At 35.9% G+C, this 16,889-nt stretch carries 17 protein-coding genes and 1 other RNA gene; 12 read left to right on the top strand and 6 right to left on the bottom strand.

The features are described 5' to 3' along the window. Positions 1 to 25: 25 nt before the first annotated feature. Positions 26 to 2,692 carry a transglycosylase domain-containing protein gene (locus NYQ66_RS16525; protein WP_259871011.1) on the bottom strand — a complete coding sequence of 889 codons (2,667 nt, stop codon included), beginning with the start codon at positions 2,690 to 2,692 and terminating at the stop codon, positions 26 to 28. A gap of 18 nt (positions 2,693 to 2,710) precedes the next feature. Beyond that, positions 2,711 to 3,298, bottom strand: coding sequence for a Holliday junction resolvase RecU (gene recU, locus NYQ66_RS16520; protein ID WP_259871008.1), 588 nt, complete (start codon positions 3,296 to 3,298; stop codon positions 2,711 to 2,713). 129 nt (positions 3,299 to 3,427) lie between these two features. On the opposite strand from recU, the gene NYQ66_RS16515 reads away from it, so the two are divergent. From NYQ66_RS16515 to NYQ66_RS16470, 10 genes are all read left to right on the top strand, one after another. Then, positions 3,428 to 4,396: a DUF2515 domain-containing protein gene (locus tag NYQ66_RS16515; protein ID WP_259871005.1), complete on the top strand. Its 969-nt coding sequence runs from the start codon at positions 3,428 to 3,430 to the stop codon at positions 4,394 to 4,396. Between the two features lie 336 nt (positions 4,397 to 4,732). Further along, positions 4,733 to 5,047, top strand: coding sequence for a hypothetical protein (locus NYQ66_RS16510; protein WP_259871003.1), 315 nt, complete (start codon positions 4,733 to 4,735; stop codon positions 5,045 to 5,047). Between the two features lie 33 nt (positions 5,048 to 5,080). Continuing rightward, positions 5,081 to 5,434 (top strand): YppE family protein, encoded by a 354-nt coding sequence (locus NYQ66_RS16505; protein WP_259871000.1) that lies wholly within the window; start codon positions 5,081 to 5,083, stop codon positions 5,432 to 5,434. 147 nt (positions 5,435 to 5,581) lie between these two features. Then, positions 5,582 to 5,983 (top strand): cytidine deaminase, encoded by a 402-nt coding sequence (locus NYQ66_RS16500; protein WP_259870997.1) that lies wholly within the window; start codon positions 5,582 to 5,584, stop codon positions 5,981 to 5,983. Positions 5,984 to 6,084: 101 nt separating this feature from the next. Further along, positions 6,085 to 6,441: a spore coat protein gene (locus NYQ66_RS16495; protein ID WP_259870996.1), complete on the top strand. Its 357-nt coding sequence runs from the start codon at positions 6,085 to 6,087 to the stop codon at positions 6,439 to 6,441. Between the two features lie 643 nt (positions 6,442 to 7,084). Then, complete coding sequence (locus NYQ66_RS16490; protein ID WP_259870993.1) at positions 7,085 to 7,639, top strand: SLOG family protein; 555 nt, start codon at positions 7,085 to 7,087, stop codon at positions 7,637 to 7,639. A gap of 71 nt (positions 7,640 to 7,710) precedes the next feature. After that, positions 7,711 to 8,010, top strand: a complete 300-nt coding sequence (gene gpsB, locus NYQ66_RS16485; protein WP_259870991.1) for a cell division regulator GpsB — start codon at positions 7,711 to 7,713, stop codon at positions 8,008 to 8,010. 111 nt (positions 8,011 to 8,121) lie between these two features. After that, an RNA gene (gene rnpB / locus NYQ66_RS16480) (RNase P RNA component class B) lies at positions 8,122 to 8,500 on the top strand. Between the two features lie 94 nt (positions 8,501 to 8,594). After that, positions 8,595 to 9,725, top strand: coding sequence for a THUMP domain-containing class I SAM-dependent RNA methyltransferase (locus NYQ66_RS16475; protein WP_259870989.1), 1,131 nt, complete (start codon positions 8,595 to 8,597; stop codon positions 9,723 to 9,725). A gap of 42 nt (positions 9,726 to 9,767) precedes the next feature. Further along, positions 9,768 to 11,249 carry a carboxypeptidase M32 gene (locus NYQ66_RS16470; protein WP_259871515.1) on the top strand — a complete coding sequence of 494 codons (1,482 nt, stop codon included), beginning with the start codon at positions 9,768 to 9,770 and terminating at the stop codon, positions 11,247 to 11,249. Between the two features lie 83 nt (positions 11,250 to 11,332). Here the strand turns inward: NYQ66_RS16470 and guaC are convergent, their stop codons facing one another. The 4 genes from guaC to NYQ66_RS16450 form a co-directional block, all read right to left on the bottom strand. After that, entirely contained in the window at positions 11,333 to 12,316 is a 984-nt protein-coding gene (guaC, locus tag NYQ66_RS16465; protein WP_259870988.1) for a GMP reductase, read from the bottom strand. Positions 12,317 to 12,579: 263 nt separating this feature from the next. Next, positions 12,580 to 14,235, bottom strand: coding sequence for a b(o/a)3-type cytochrome-c oxidase subunit 1 (locus NYQ66_RS16460; RefSeq protein ID WP_259870986.1), 1,656 nt, complete (start codon positions 14,233 to 14,235; stop codon positions 12,580 to 12,582). Beyond that, positions 14,232 to 14,738, bottom strand: a complete 507-nt coding sequence (locus tag NYQ66_RS16455; RefSeq protein WP_259870984.1) for a cytochrome c oxidase subunit II — start codon at positions 14,736 to 14,738, stop codon at positions 14,232 to 14,234. The genes NYQ66_RS16460 and NYQ66_RS16455 overlap by 4 nt, the downstream gene beginning before the upstream one ends. A 24-nt stretch (positions 14,739 to 14,762) precedes the next feature. After that, the gene (locus NYQ66_RS16450; RefSeq protein ID WP_259870983.1) at positions 14,763 to 14,915 is read right to left on the bottom strand and encodes a cytochrome c oxidase subunit 2A; all 153 of its coding nucleotides are present in this window, start codon (positions 14,913 to 14,915) and stop codon (positions 14,763 to 14,765) included. 353 nt (positions 14,916 to 15,268) lie between these two features. Between NYQ66_RS16450 and NYQ66_RS16445 the strand changes: the two genes are divergently transcribed. Continuing rightward, entirely contained in the window at positions 15,269 to 16,036 is a 768-nt protein-coding gene (locus NYQ66_RS16445; RefSeq protein WP_259870982.1) for an SDR family NAD(P)-dependent oxidoreductase, read from the top strand. Between the two features lie 88 nt (positions 16,037 to 16,124). Then, positions 16,125 to 16,796 (top strand): CPBP family intramembrane glutamic endopeptidase, encoded by a 672-nt coding sequence (locus NYQ66_RS16440; protein WP_259870981.1) that lies wholly within the window; start codon positions 16,125 to 16,127, stop codon positions 16,794 to 16,796. Positions 16,797 to 16,889 lie beyond the last annotated feature (93 nt).

The raw sequence follows: 16,889 nt of genomic DNA, 5'->3' as shown, positions 1-16,889 counted from the left end.
ATTCACTCAAGACTTTTTTGTTTATTTAAGCAACAATCTTGTTTATTAATTCATTTTTGGACATATGACGGAAAGGTAAGCTAGCTTCAGGTTGCTCTGTTGAGTCATCTGAACCAGGGATAATATCATCTAGAATATCACCTTCATCCTCATTTTCTCCATCATCATTATCAGGTGGATTTTGTTGATCATCTTCATTACCACCATTACCGTCATCCGGATTTTCGTTACCATCTCCGTTGCCATTGCCATTACCATTGTCGCCGTTCCCGTTCCCATTCCCATTTCCATTTCCGTTTCCTGGTTGCTGTCCCTCACCGTTCTGTTCGTCTTCATTTTCTTGCTCTTCTTCAGGTTCTTCTTCTTGTTCTTCTGGGACCTCAACAGTTACGTAAACAGGTTCACTAATATTCTCTTCATTTGCATCACTTACAACAAAGACTTCAATTGTGTAAGTGGCACCTTTATCCACATTTCCGATTTCTACTTGCATATCTTTTGTTGTCGTTAATGTAGTAAGTGAACTAGAATCAACTTGACCAGCATTTACTTCGAAAGACACAGGTCGTTCGCTATCTGTATCATACTCCCATGTAACATTAATGACCTCGTTTTCTTCATCATAAGTGGCTTCTAGAGCTGTTACTGGATCCAATTGATCGTATTTCTCCGATGATTCTTTAGGTTCGTGTCCTTTTACAAATAGTTCTGTTATTTTCTCAGAATCAGGTGTGTATTCACTAGGAAGTTTAGCAGGGTTAGATCCTTTTTCTACCGTTACTTCCACAACGGAACTCGGTTTTACAAAATCCGGTGTCTCGATATTTTGAGAAATATGTTCCATTGTATGTTTAAATAGAAGCTTTGAAATATCTGCACCATCAGTTGGGATTATTTTATTTTTTCCATAACCAGTCCAAGCAGCAATCGTATAATTCGTTGTATATCCGCTCATCCAGTAATCAGGGCTACCGGTTTCAACGCCTTCTAAGTTTGTTGATCCAGTCTTACCTGCGATAGGTAGACCAGATACGTTAGCGACTGACCCGGTACCTTGAGATGTCATGGCTGTTTTTAGCATATCTGTAACCATATAAGCAGTATGATCGGCCATTACAGCTTTAGGTTCAGGTTTTAAATCTTCCTCACGATTATTCCCAAATACAACTTTTGTTACTGCGTATGGCTCGTTATAAATCCCCTCATTTCCAAACGGGCGATAAGCACCTGCAAGTGTAAGAGGAGTGACTTCAGTTGCTGCACCACCAATTGCATCAGTAAGCATAAATCCTTCATCTGAAAACTCTATACCAAGGTTTTCAGCAAATTTTTGTGCATTACTAAAGCCGACTTCCTCAAGCGTTTTTACAGCTGGTACGTTAATGGATTTAGCTAAAGCTGTGCGCATGGTTACCCAACCAAAGTAATTCGCGTACGCATTACCAATGGTAACCCCATTATTTTCATATGGCTCATCTTTAAGTTGAGTATAGGTAGACCAATTTAAATATTCAATTGCAGGACCATAATCAATGATCGGTTTGAATGTAGACCCCGGCTGGTTACCACCTTGAGTAGCATAGTTAAAACCAGTATCATGGTTACGTCCGCCACCAATAGCGCGAATTGCACCAGTTTTTGTATCTAATACAGTTAAAGCAGCCTGCAAATCTTCATCAGGGAATCGGATAGGGCTATCCTCACTTCCAGACAATAAAAACTCTACATGTTTTTGTGCATCTTGATCAAGTGTGGTGTACACTTCAACACCTTCATTATAGATATTAATGCCTAACTTTTCATCTACCTCTTTTTGAACTTGTTGTAGAAAGGCAGAATATGTTGATTGATCCGGATTTCCATCTGTAAGTAAAGAAGCTACATCTACTTGTCTTGCTTCATCTGCTTCTTCTTCAGAAATTTTGTCGTGCATTACCATTAGATTTAACACTGTGTTCATCCGTTCCTTAGCTAAGTCAGGATTTACAAAAGGATCGTATGCTGAAGGACGTTGTGGTAGTCCCGCTAATAGTGCAATTTCAGGTAAGGTTAACTCATTTAAATCTGTTTTTCCAAAATAAACTTCTGCTGCAGTTGCGACACCATAAGCACCAGCGCCGTAATATATTTTGTTTAAGTACATTTCTAGAATAGCTTCTTTTGAATACTCACTATCTAGTTTAATAGCTAACCATTGTTCTTGTACCTTTCTCTCTAACTTCTTATCCGTGGAAAGAAAGAATCCTTTTACTACTTGTTGTGTAATTGTACTAGCACCCTCGGCTCCAAAGCCATCCGTAACATTGGCAATCACAGCACCACCAATTCGTTTTAAATCAATTCCCATGTGATCAAAAAAGCGAACGTCTTCTGTAGCTAATACTGCATCTTCTAATTTTTGAGGAATGTCATTATAACTAATTTTCGTTCGTTTCTCTGTTCCGAGATCTGCAATAAGTTCTTTATCTTTATCGTAAACTTTTGTAGATGCAGGAACAGACAATAGAGACTTGTCTAAGTCCGGAGCACCTGATATATAAAATGCGAACACCCCACCTACACCTAATCCACCAACTATACAGACGATAAGTAGTGATAATAATACCTTTTTCCAAATGGGTTTTTTTTGTGATTTTTTTTGTTCTTGAAGTTGTTTTCTTCTTGCTGTACGAGATTGGCGATCGTTTGCCATAACTCATCTTCCTCCGTTCTAGAAATAAAGTTGGTCAATCACCTTCAGATAATCTACTCTTGCTTGGTAACTAAAAGGTATCTTTATTCCAACTTCTTTTATTTTATTATAGGGTATGGATTTTTTTCCTCCATTAAATTGACTGTTCCAAAAAGAAAAAAGTTTCACTGCTGGGAAAAAATATGTTTCATCATGAAACGCAAAGCGTATGATTAAAAAGCAAATGCCACCTTGTTCACAAACAGATTGCATATGTTCTACTTGATGGTCATGTATATTTGCTAAGGGGAAAGATGTTTTGTTTTTTGTTTCTTTTGCTTCAAAATCGATATATTTTCCTTGATATATCCCATTGTAATCCGTTGTAGATGCTTGTTTAAAGTAACCCTCTTTAATTACAGCAGCACTACGCTTTGGATAGTCTACTTTTACTATTTGAACAGGTGTCGGTTTTTTATGGATAACGGCTTTATTAGAATGAAGATAAAAAGTATTTGTTTCATTAATATCTTCTTCTAAAGTCATGCCTCGCTTACTAAAGCTTGTCTTTTCTTTATTCATTTGGTTGACCTGTCTGGAAGGTTTCTTCCCATTTGGATAGTTCATCTCTATTCCCCCTACTGATGACAGTATCATACTAAACCTCTATTATAAATGATAAAAACAATTATGAGAATAAATACTTTCTTCTCGATTGCTAACACTATACTTTATTAGGTTATTAGGGGTGGTATGATGCATAAATTAAATAAATCCGAAATGGAATATATTCGTTATATAAATAAAAAGACTAGAAAAGCAAATAAAGACAACATTTCCCGTACGATGACCTACCAAAATTTCTATCGAAAATTTCCAGAAATAAAATGGGCTTTTTTGGCTAGTATGGTCTCCCGTAATGCTGGCTGGAATATGACTGATTTAATGGCTGAACCATTTCTAGACCTTTTACCTAATAGAACGAGAAAACAGCTATTTTCAACTTATGAACGAGCTAATTGGTTAATCTTCTCTGATGCATATCCACAATTGATGTTATACCAGATTTCAACTTATTTGAATAGACCCATGTTTCATCTATTACCTTACTTTGATGTATCTACGTTTATGATAAAGGAATGGTGTCACTTTTGGCAAAAACGAGATAAGGAAAGGTTAATAGTTGCACTTATTATAAACGAACAGAATGTCATAGTGACACCTGTAACGAAACAACCATTTTATAAATGGCATGTTTTTATGAACTGGCCTTATTTACTTCAAGACTTTTTTCATATGAGTACCGTGTTATTCCCTACAAGAAGTGGAGAAATCTGCGCAATGGATGTACATGATTTTTCCAATACAACAAAAAGAATTACATTAGGGAAAAGATTAGCTCATTTATTATTTCGTCCAGATAAATTTGATCAATTTTATGATTTTGCACTGAATACAGAGCATACAGGTTCACGACGTGATTATGGTAGATATTTAAAAAACGCTTTTGGTAATCACTTAACGCCTATGTTACGAAGCGTTTATCCTATTATTAATCATCAGGATAATATTCGCTATGACTGGTTTTTTTATGGGGGGATTAAAGAAAAATGGTGGCAAGATGAGAAAGCTTCTTTTAATCAGACGAAGTGGGAAAGTTATTGTAGGAAAAGGGAAATGATGCTTGGGTTTGAACATATAAAGCAGAGTATTAGGCGGTTTTAGAAAACAAAACAAGGACCTTTGCTATAACTTATATAACAAAGGTCCTTGTTTCCTATTATACAGAAGGACGGTCTGGTCCTTCTAATTTCTTGTCTCCATACCCAGCTTTTTTCTCTTCTTGTTGATTCACGTTATTCTTTTTATCATTTCGTTTTGCTCGTTTGTTACTCATTCTGCATCCCTCCTTCAATCTATAGTTTGAAACAAAGTAGCGAAAAAAATACGGCACTATTTCACTAATAATGTATGTTTTCTTCTAGTTTTGTCGCCTGTGCAGGTGTTGCTTTAAGGAAGGAGAATATAGAAGTAACGAAGGAAACAAAAAGGAGGATCTCAATGAGTCTTGCGTTAAAGCAATCTTACCGAAGCAATGAAACGATATCAAAACACGAATTCGAAAAGCGTTATTTTGATTTAATGGATCAACTTCGGATCATTGATCAAAAGCTTTCAACAAAGACGGATGCCTATGTACTAAATATTGCTGCTAAACGACAACATACGATTGTTAAGTTGCATCATGATATAGAAGAGTTACAAAATAAAGTCATTAAAGAGAAACAAGAAGAAAGCCATAAGGGTGCTCAAAAAAAGAGAGTTAGTTTACCGAGTTTAAAGTGGTTTAAAAACATGCAATTATCCCGCAAATAAGGTAAAGTAAAAATGGAAAGGCGGGATAGAAGGATGGATTTACATCACGTGACTTCAAACTTAAAAATAACTTTGGAGCAATTAAAAGAACATTATCTTACACATGAGAAACCAGAAAAGAAAAAAGATATGGATTTCTTTTTATATGTAAAGGATAAAACGTCACCAACTTTTGAATTACTAAAAGAATGGGAGGCAGAAGCTTTGGTCTTTGCTAAAGATCGTAGTGTTCAAGTCCACCCTAATCAAATTACCTCAACGAAAGAAAACATGGAGTTATTGTTAATGCATAGTTATTATGTAGATGTTAATCGAAAAAGATATATGAATTTAAATAAATCCGTACACTATGTTTTTGATTTACTATTGCAAGACATACATAAATAATTTATGTATGTTTTTCTATATTGTTAGATATGCTATTGGTGAAAGATGATATGGTCCATTGCCTTATTGTAAAAAAACCTAAGTTTCAAGATAAGCCTAGAAGAATCCATTCTTTAGGTTTTTTCTAGATTAAAAAGGGTGTTGAAAATGAATGATAATGAATTGATGCTTCGAGCCAAAAAGGCAAGAGAAAAAGCATATGTACCCTATTCGAAATTTCAAGTAGGAGCAGCCCTATTAACTAAATCCGGCAAAGTGTATGAAGGGTGTAATATTGAAAATGCTGCTTATCCTGTTAGCCTTTGTGCCGAACGTGTTGCTATCTTTAAAGCAATCTCTGATGGAGAAACAGCCTTTGATCAGTTGGCTGTGGTGGCGGATACGGAACGACCTGTTCCACCATGTGGATCATGTAGACAGGTAATGAGCGAATTTTTTGATAAAGGTATGCTAATACATACTGGTAACCTTAAAGATGACAGGAAAACAATCACAATGGAAGAATTACTACCATTTTCTTTTAATTCGAGTGATCTATCTCATAAATAGGCAAAAATTTAACAAAACTAGGTTTGTGTCTCAGACATGTCTCCACATCTACACATAGGATACTATTGTAGATAAACTTAAAGAGAAGAAAGGAGATCTTTATGAGACATCATCACAAACCCTTTGGAATGAACTGTGGATGCCCTGAAGAAACAGTGGTGTATCCAACAAATTATAATCAAGTAGATACGTGCAGTGAGAATACGGTGAAGCACGTTCATCCATCTCACACGAATGTAGTAAACCATCACCTTCAGAAAAACGTTCATGTCTATCCACATTCAACTTCTTTTGCAAATGAAGTAGACAGTGTAAATGTGTATGGAGGATCTTTTCAAGTTCCTACGCCACCAAGACCAAATTTTCCGGTAGCAGGAGCTCCAGTACCTCCAACAGGTCCTGTACCAGGAGCACCAGGTGTACCAGGTTTCCCGGGTGGATTTCGCCGTAGAAGATAATAAAGCTTAACAAAAAAAGGATTGGGATCCAGTATCCCAATCCTTTTTCAATATTATTTTAGATTTTCATTCACATTAGATATAAAATACGTAGTAACTATAGTAGCCGCTAATCTATGGTCGATTTTGGCGGTTATGAGATCGGTTATTTGTCCGAAATCTTCGTTTATATTATTTTAGCGGCTACCAGATCCCTTATTTGCCCTGATTTCATTGATTACGTGGGCATTTTGCTAAAATAGCGTACTGTATAACCGCTTAGATTTTAAATTGGCCTAAAATAGGAAATTAAGGTACCTCATAGCCGCTCGGAAATCTAAGGAAATCTTGGCGGTCATGAGATCCCTTATTTTGCAAAAATCCAAGATTTCCAAGTTTTCGCGGTCACCAGATCCGTTATTTGCCGTAATTTCATTGATTTCGATAGCATTTTGTTAAAATAGCGTATCGTATGACCGCTCAGATTCAAGATTGGTCAAAAACAGGGAAATAAGGTCTCTCATGGCCGCTTGCATTGTAGGAACTTATTATTTTTGCTTTACGTCGCAGTTTATACATATTGTGTCATAAGCATAAAGTAAGTTTTATCTTCATTTTTTGATATACTATGACTAGTAATAGTTATAATAAAGGATGTATACATATGAAAGTTTTAACGGTAACAGGATATAAGCCAATAGAAATGAATATTTTTAAAGCCAATGATCATAAGATAGATTTTATAAAGCAAGCCATTAAAAAACGTCTCATTCAATACGTGGAGGAGGGGTTAGAATGGGTTTTGATGTCTGGTCAAATGGGAGTTGAGTTATGGACAAGTGAAGTTATTATGGAATTAAAAGAAAACTATGATATTAAATTTGGACTAATTCCACCGTTTGAAAACCAAGATAAAAATTGGCCGGAACCTTACCAAATGTTGTTGGAAGAGGCCTCGATGTTTGCAGATTTTCACCAAACCCTTTATAAGGATGAATATAAAGGTCCATACCAATTTAAAGCAAGAGATAAATGGTTAATAGAAAAAAGTGATGCTTGTTTAATATTATTGGATGAGGAGTTTCCCGGAAGTACACGTTTCTTTCTTGATGAAGCTAAAAGGGCTGGTCAGAAAAAACACTATCCAATTTTAACAATTACTCCTCTTGATTTGGAGGATGCAGTTCAAGAAATTCAAAATGATCAATTTGAACATTAGAACATTGACATTTTGTGCATAATTTGAAAAAATAAAGGATAAGTTGTGCGAAATATGAGGTGAATAATGAGATGACATTAGAAAGTGTTCAATTAACTGCTAAAGATATATTAGAAAAGAATTTTAAGACATCTATGCGAGGGTATAATCAAGAAGAGGTAGATGAGTTTTTAGACACTGTTATTCAAGACTATGAGACATTGAATCAAGAAATTGAACGTCTTAAATTAGAAAATGAACGGTTGAAGAAACAACCGGAGCAACCAAGGACAAGACCAACTGCATCGACGCATCAAGTGAATTATGATGTGTTAAAAAGATTATCTAATTTAGAAAAGGCTGTATTCGGAAAGAAATATGCTGATTCCTAAATTTAGTAATAATTACTGAAATTACTAGTGCCATGCACCATGAATTTGTGGTATTATTACATCATTGACTTGTAAGACAGAAGTTATTACAATGAATAATGGATAAAATGAATGTTTTGGTAATCGCTGCGCTACCTATTAGCGTAGAGGAAAGTCCATGCTCACACAGGCTGCGATGCTTGTAGTGTTCGTGCTTGACGAATTCATAAGTCAAGGTAACCTTTATGGTTAACGGCAGGGAAAATACCTAAGTCTTCGGATATGGTATGAATACCTTGAAAGTGCCACAGTGACGTAGTCAGGTCGGAAACGATCCTGAGTGGAACGGGTAAACCCCACGAGTGAGCAACCCAAATATTGGTAGGGGCATCCTTGATTAGGGAATTGAACCGAAAAAGGGACAAGCTTAGCTTGTAGATAGATGATTACTACTTGCGTACGAGGCTGACCACCGTTTGCAGTGCAATAGTACAAAACATGGCTTATAAAACATTCATTTGGTCTATAATATAAAGAGATAACCCTTTCTAAATGGATATGAATTAGAAAGGGTTTTTTATTTTAGTTTAGAAGGGAAATTACATATGAAGAATGTGACATTAATAGCGACCGCTGCAATGGGCCTCGAGTCCATTGTTGCTAGTGAAGTACGGGATCTAGGATACGAGGATGTAACTGTAGAAAATGGGAAGGTGATCTTTCAAGCAGATGTATCTGCTATACCACGCTGCAATCTATGGCTTCGAAGTGCAGATAGAGTTAAGATATTAGTTGGACAATTTGAAGTAAAGACGTTTGACGAATTGTTTGAAAAGACGAAGGCGTTAGACTGGCATGCGTATATTCCAGAAGATGGTGAGTTTCCGGTAATTGGTAAGTCCGTCAAATCTACACTTTATAGTGTCCCAGATTGTCAAGCAATCGTTAAAAAAGCTGTTGTTGAAAAATTAAAACAAAAGCATGGAATTGCATCATGGTTAGAGGAATCTGGAGATCTGTATCGAATTGAGATAGCAATTCTTAAAGATGTTGCAACGCTCACGCTTGATGCTTCAGGTGCTGGATTACATAAAAGAGGCTATCGTATTGGACAAGGAGAGGCTCCTTTAAAAGAAACGTTAGCAGCAGCATTAATTAAATTGACGAATTGGCAGCCTGATCGTCCATTTGTGGATCCATTTTGTGGCTCAGGGACAATTCCAATTGAAGCAGCGTTAATCGGACAAAACATTGCACCAGGTTTTAATCGAGAATTTTCTTCTGAAAATTGGCCTTGGATTGGCGCTAAAGTCTGGGAAAAAGCACTAGAAGAGGCAGAGGATCTTGCTAATTATGATCAGCCACTAGATATTACGGGGTCTGATATTGATCATAAGATGGTGGAAATAGCGAAGGATAATGCGATTGAAGCCGGTTTAGGTGACTTAGTTACTTGGAAGCAAATGCAAGCAAATGATTTTCATCCTAAAAAGGACAATGGCTACGTAGTCGGCAATCCGCCTTATGGAGAACGTATAGGTGACAAAGCACAAGTAGAGCAAATGTATAGAGACTTGGGTAAGGCACTTGCTGACTATCCATCGTGGAGTGCGTATATCTTAACATCCAACGAAAATTTTGAAACTTTATTCGGTAGAAAAGCGACAAAGAAGAGAAAGTTATTTAATGGGTTTATTAAAACCGACTATTATCAATATTTTGGTAGGAGGATTTAATGAAATAAAATAAATATAAGGGAGCTGGATGAATTGGAAAAGATGGAGAAAGAGTTTCTTCAACTCTTAAAAGATCAAAGTGCTTATGAGGAAGCGCTAGCTTTAATTTTTTGGGATTTAAGAACGAAAATTCCTAAAAATGGTGTAGATCAACGGTCGGAAGTAATTGGCTTCTTATCACAAAAAATCCACCAAATATCAACATCGGATCAAATGAAAAAGTATATTGATGGGCTGAAAAATACAAGTCAGAACGAGATAGTCCGGAAGTCGGCTTTAGACTGTGAAGAAGAATATGAACGCAAAAGTAAAATTCCGGATGAAGAATACAAAGAATATATTATGTTACAGTCAAAATCTGAATCTGTCTGGCAAGAAGCAAGAGAAAAAGGAGATTTCTCATTATTACAACCTTATCTTGAACAGTTGGTGGCGTATAATAAGAAGTTTGCTGAGTATTGGGGCTATGAAAAAAATCGTTATGATGCTTTGCTACATACGTATGAACCAGGTATGACAACAGAGTTGTTGGATCAAGTCTTTTCAGAAGTTAGGAAAGAATTAACGACACTTGTAGAAAAAATAAATCAATCCAATGTAACAATTGATCCATCTTTAATGAAGCAACATTTCCCAAAAGACAAACAGGAACAGTTTAGTCAAGAAATTTTGAAAAGAATGGGCTATGATTTTAATGCAGGACGTTTAGATGAAACCATTCATCCGTTTGCTATTTCGTTAAACCAAGGAGATGTTCGTGTTACAACTCGTTATGATGAAGAGGATTTCCGAATGGCGATCTTTGGTACGATTCATGAAGGTGGACATGCATTATATGAACAAAATATATCTAAGGATCTAGCACAGACTCCTTTATCATCAGGCACATCTATGGGAATTCATGAATCGCAATCACTTTTCTGGGAGAACTTTATATCCAGAAGTGAAGAATTCTGGGAGAATCATTATGATTTATTTAAATCGATTGCACCTAAGTCGTTTGAACATATTGAATTGAAGGATTTCTATAAGGCTATTAATGAAGTAAAGCCGTCTTATATCAGAATTGAAGCGGATGAATTAACGTACTGTTTACACATTATGATTCGCTATGAACTAGAGAAAGCCTTGATAAACGATGAAATTGAAGTGAAAGACTTACCTGAATTATGGAATCAGAAGATGGAAGATTATCTAGGAATTAGACCGACTTCTGACAAAGAGGGAGTATTACAAGATATTCACTGGTCTGCAGGTAACTTTGGTTACTTCCCATCGTATGCTTTAGGTTATATGTATGCAGCTCAATTCTATCATGTAATGAAAAAGGACCTTGATGTTAATACCATTATTAAGGATGGAAATTTTGTTGCAATTAAAGAATGGTTAAGCACCCATATACACCAGTATGGAAGGAAGAAAAAGCCGCTTGAGTTGCTAAAAGATATTACTGGTGAATCTTTAGAACCGAGATATCTTGTTGCGTATTTAAAAGAGAAGTATTCAAAGATCTATAACATCTAATTTGCATAATGAAAATAAAAAAGGAAGATTAGTTGCAAGCAACTAATCTTCCTTTTTTATTCATAACTTTTTTTGAAAAGGGATTAATAGACTTTGTCGCCATTAAAGATGGAATTTTTAACAACAACATAATCTACCGTACGAATAGCTTCTAATTTATTGCCGCCAGCATACGAAATAGAAGATTGAAGGTCTTGTTCCATCTCAACCAAGGTATCTTGTAAAGACCCTTTATGCTCGACAATCATTTTTTTACCTTCTACATTTTTCTTTTCGCCTTTTTGAAATTCGGAAGCTGAACCAAAGTATTCTTTATATAGCTTTCCGTCTTTTTCAATTGTTTCACCTGGAGATTCCTCGTGACCTGCAAATAATGAACCGATCATAACCATGTATGCACCAAAACGAACAGATTTTGCTATATCGCCGTGTGTACGAATTCCCCCATCAGCAATAATGGGCTTAGTTGCTGCTTTTGCGCACCAACGTAGTGCTGCTAATTGCCAGCCTCCAGTTCCGAAGCCAGTTTTTATTTTGGTGATACAAACCTTACCCGGTCCAATTCCTACTTTTGTTGCATCAGCGCCAGCATGTTCAAGTTCTCTAACAGCCTCAGGTGTTCCGACGTTACCTGCAATAACAAAAGTTTCTGGTAAATGTTTTTTTATGTGTTTAATCATGTTAATTACGGCATTAGAATGACCGTGTGCGATATCAATGGTGATATAGTCTGGTATCAGATTCTCTTTAGTCAATTCTTCAACAAAGCTATATTCCTCTTCTTTAACACCAACACTAATCGAAGAAATTAAGTTCCGTGATGCCATATCTTTGATAAATGCACTACGTTTCTCGGGTTCAAATCGGTGCATGATATAAAAATAGTTATTCTCCGCTAAATAAATAGCAATTTTCTCATCTATTATCGTCTGCATATTTGCAGGTACTACCGGTAGTTTAAATGTGTGCTTACCAAATGTTACGGATGTATCACATTCTGAGCGACTGTTTACTATACATTTTGCAGGAATTAATTGAATATCTTCGTAATCAAACACATTTTCCATGATGTTCACTCCTAAATACGAATATTAAAGTTAAGTTATTTAAAAACGTTCGACCATTTGATAATTTACACCATTATTACCTATATGTCAAAGTATTTCATAGATTTTTTAGAAAATAGGTACATTATTGTGTCAAATTATAAGAAAGAAAGGGGGGAGGCAAGCTAGGAAGTAAGCATATTATAAAGCTGGTATTAGATGGAAAGGATCTGATAGGAGGAAGCTACGTGAAAAAATGGCTAGGAAGACCTAGCCATTTTAGTTTAGTGTCTGATCAACATATCAAATCCAGGGGATCCTGGAGGCGAATGTTGAATAATGTCGATGAAAGGAATCGTGTAAGCAAATAGGATTAAAGCTACAGTAATTCCAATCCATAATTTCCAGTTCTCCAAAAATTTTGGTGTTGGTTCGGCATTTTCGGATACCTCAGAGATAGGAAATTCTTCTTCCCCTTTTGGAGCAGCATAGATCATATAAAGGAATATATACACCATTAGGATGATTCCTATGAATAGGATAGAACCACCAATCGCTTGCGCTAATTGATAGCCAATCCATTCTGTTGCTTGCTCACTTCCTCCATATGTTGAGTAAGAGGAACGTCTTGGTGCTCCAAGTAGACCTGCAATATGCATGGAACCTGACATGATTAACATACCAAATGCCCAAACGACCGTTTGGATCATACCGAGCGTATTAATCTTCTTTGTTAGCCTACGGCCAGTTAGAACTGGTATTAACCAATAGGAAATACCAAAGAACGTTAGGATTACGGTTGTTCCTACAGTTAGATGGAAGTGTCCCGTTACCCAAATGGTATTATGAACTACTTGGTTCATTTGATTTGATGCATTAATAATTCCACCAGTACCCGCTGGAATAAAGGCTAACATACCTACCATTGGTGCAAAAAAGCGGACATCTTTCCACGGTAAACCTTTTAGCCAACCAAATAACCCTGTGTATCCTTTACTTCTTCCAGTAATTTCAAAAGTTGCAAACATAGAAAATGCAGTTAGTAAAGAAGGTATAATTACCATAAATGTTAAGACAACTTGGATGAATTTCCATGTAGCATCAATTCCTGGTTCAGTAAGTTGGTGGTGAAAACCTACTGGAATTGAAAACATTAAGAACAATACAAATGAAAGCCTTGCAAGCGAATCACTAAATATCTTCCCGCCAATAATCTTTGGAATAATTGCATACCAAGCCATGTAAGCAGGTAATAACCAGAAATAAACAAGTGGATGGCCAAAGTACCAAAATAATGTTCGACTAACTAACACATTAATCGTGTCAACCATTCCTAATGACCATGGAATAAATTGAATAAGAACTGTGGCAGCTACACCCAATGTTGCGATAAACCAAAGAAGCATATTGATGACAACCATAAAGGCTAGTAACGGTGATTTTTCACCTTTATTTTTCTTTTTCCATACATACAATTGTCTAAAGTTAGTGAAACAACCAATCCAACTTCCAACGACAACTAGTGCTAATCCTATGTAGAAGGTAGGATATGCTTTCAAAGGTGCGTAAAACGTGTAAAGGACACTTGCTTTACCTAGTAAAATCGTAACGGCTGTTGTCACAGTACCAAACAGCATAATCCAAAAACCAAACCAAGCACTATCTCTTTGTTTATCTGTCATCCCAACAGTTTTACTCATTAATGCAAATTGGAAACCAATGATAAAGAAAGTAGTTAAGACAAGTGCAAGAATTACGCCATGTACCGTTAAAATTTGATAATAACCTATTCCGAATGGAAGTGTTAGTGTACCCGAACGTACGAGAGTCTGTAAAAGTCCCATCAATCCGCCAATAAATAATGATATAAATGCTACCCACATATGAGCCATTACAAGACTTGAATCATGTTTGTTCATGCCTGTTTTATTTGTAATCATGGTTGATACACCTCCACAGTAGCGGCCATTATATGGTGACCTGTGCCACAGTATTCATTACAAAGTAGCGTATATGTTCCAGGCTTCTTAAATGTTGTTTCCAAGGAGCTAATATAACCAGGTTCTACCATCATATTGACATTAGTTCCAGCAAGTTGAAAGCCATGTATAACATCGGTAGTTGTCACTTGAAAGACGACAGTAGAGTCAACAGGAATTCTTACTGTTCTTATCGCCTTGCCATCCTCGTCTGTGCCTAAGTTATAATTAAAAGCGGAAGCAATGACACTGACGAGATATTGATCTTCTCCTACTTGACGCAAACCAAGATTTTCGTCCATAAACGATTCGTGCGCTTGCACATTTTGTGGATCAATCGTTGCCAAATGACTTGGCGGATGTGTACCTTTGTAGAATGCTCCTACTCCCAATACGACAAGAAATAGGATGAGTGAGCCTATTCCGAAGATGAGCCAAATTTTTTCATACTTATGTAAGTGCATATTCTATCCCTCCCCAATTTTTGTTTAACGAGCTACAAATATAAAGTAAACAATAAACCAACTGATTAGGATAAATAGTCCTAACCCCATAACTGCGATAAATGTTCCCTTTAATTCGGGTTGCTCTTCTTCCTTCGGTGCCTGTTTCTTTTTCATTTGTAATGAACTTTTTGACATCCCTTTCACCCCTTATTGTGCTTTGAAAAGATTAACCTTCATATTTAATGTTACATGAAAAAAAAGCAATTTTGGCTTGACTACAGAACGATTCACAAACTGTTCAAAAACGCTTTTCAAGCTTGATATATAAACTTTTTTAACGTTTATGTTAACAAAATCTGTGGCGAATGTGTGACGTCAACAGGGAATTATTGGAAGTGACAGATCGATCATACTGAAGAGTGTTTAAAATAAATAAATAATATGCGCACTTGTACATCTGTTTCTAGAAATGTTTTTCATATATACTAGAGTAAATAAAAAAGCATAAAAGTAAGTTTGCTGTTCAACTAGGAGATGGAGGTTTTAAATTGTATTTACCAAGTTTTTCATTAGACGGAAAGTTAGCGGTTGTAACGGGTGCAACAAAAGGAATAGGAAGAGCTATTGCTTTAGGATATGCCGAGGCTGGAGCCGACGTCGTGTTAATAGCAAGAACACTAGAAGATTTAGAGAAAGTTAAAAAAGAAGTAGAGGCTTTGGGTAGACAAGCTTTTACGATTTGTAACGATATAAAAGACTATAAGAAGATTATTGCCAAAGTAGATGAACTACTTGGGGAGCGTCCGATTGATATATGGGTGAACAATGCGGGGGTCAATATTCGAAGTCAAGCCTTAGATGTTACGGAAGAAGAATGGATGCACATTGTTGATGTGAATATGAAGAGTGCATTTTTCTTAGCACAGGCTGCTGCTAAAAAGATGAAGGGGAATAACAAAGGCAAAATTATTAATGTTTCATCTGTAGGCGGACATATGGCTTTACGTACAGGTGTTGTCTATGCGATGACGAAAAGCGCCATTATTCAAATGACCAAAAATCTAGCAATGGAGTTGGGGAAATATAGCATCAATGTGAATGCGATAGGGCCATGGTATTTCCCGACTGCATTAACAGAAACGTTATTAAAAGACGAGGCCTATGTAAATGATATATTAGATCGCACACCATTAAATAGAATTGGTAAGTTAGAAGAATTAGTTGGTACAGCAGTGTATTTTGCGTCTGATGCAAGCAACTATACAACAGGGCAGACTTTATTTGTTGATGGTGGAATGACTATTTACGGCTTTTAAAAGGTGACCAAAGGACCTAGATGTTGCCAGATCTATCAAAGCATTCTATTGATAGGGTAAAAAATAAAGATGCTTAGGGGAATGACTTGTGAAAGATTCATTGTTTATAATAATTTCATCCTTATTTGCTTGTGCTTTATTATATATACTTACACAACAAGTAGAAGTCAATTACTTGTGGCAAACGTTGTTCAAAGTTTTTGTGTTTTTGCTAGTTCCATTGTTTTACTATTTAAAAGTAAGAAGCTTACCAATAAAGAAAGTGTTTAACTTTAGCATTCACCCACCATCAAAAATTGCTTGGATCTTTGCGTTAACTACTTTCTCCATCATCTTGATTGCCTATTTTACACTCGGTCGTTTTGTTGACTTTAATGCGATTGCAAATGAAATGACATCCAAGTCTAATATAACACCAAGTAATTTTATTTTTGTAGGGCTTTACATAACATTTGGAAATTCGTTTCTAGAAGAGTGGTTTTTTAGAGGGTTCATATTTAAGAATTTACTTAACTTTAAATATAAGAGAACAGCATATGTCTTTTCATCTATACTTTTTGCGGTCTATCATATATCCATATTTCAGACATGGTTTAACCCATGGTTAATCCTTTTGTGTTTAATTGCTCTATTTTCAGTGGGATTAATTTTTAATTGGTTGAACACAAAGAATGCAGGATTTATTAATTCTTGGCTAGTACATATTTTTGCAGATGCAGCTATTATTATAGTAGGTCTAATTATGTTTAATATGATTTAACATATAGTCTTTGTTGCATAGGGATTACTTATCAAACATAAATTAATTGTAAGTAAGATTTTGAGATTAGTTAGGACGGAGCAACGATAGAGT

The organism is Aquibacillus koreensis, assembly GCF_025154055.1.
GTDB lineage: Bacteria > Bacillota > Bacilli > Bacillales > Amphibacillaceae > Aquibacillus_C > Aquibacillus_C koreensis.
This window is presented reverse-complemented; position numbering and strand designations above follow the sequence as displayed.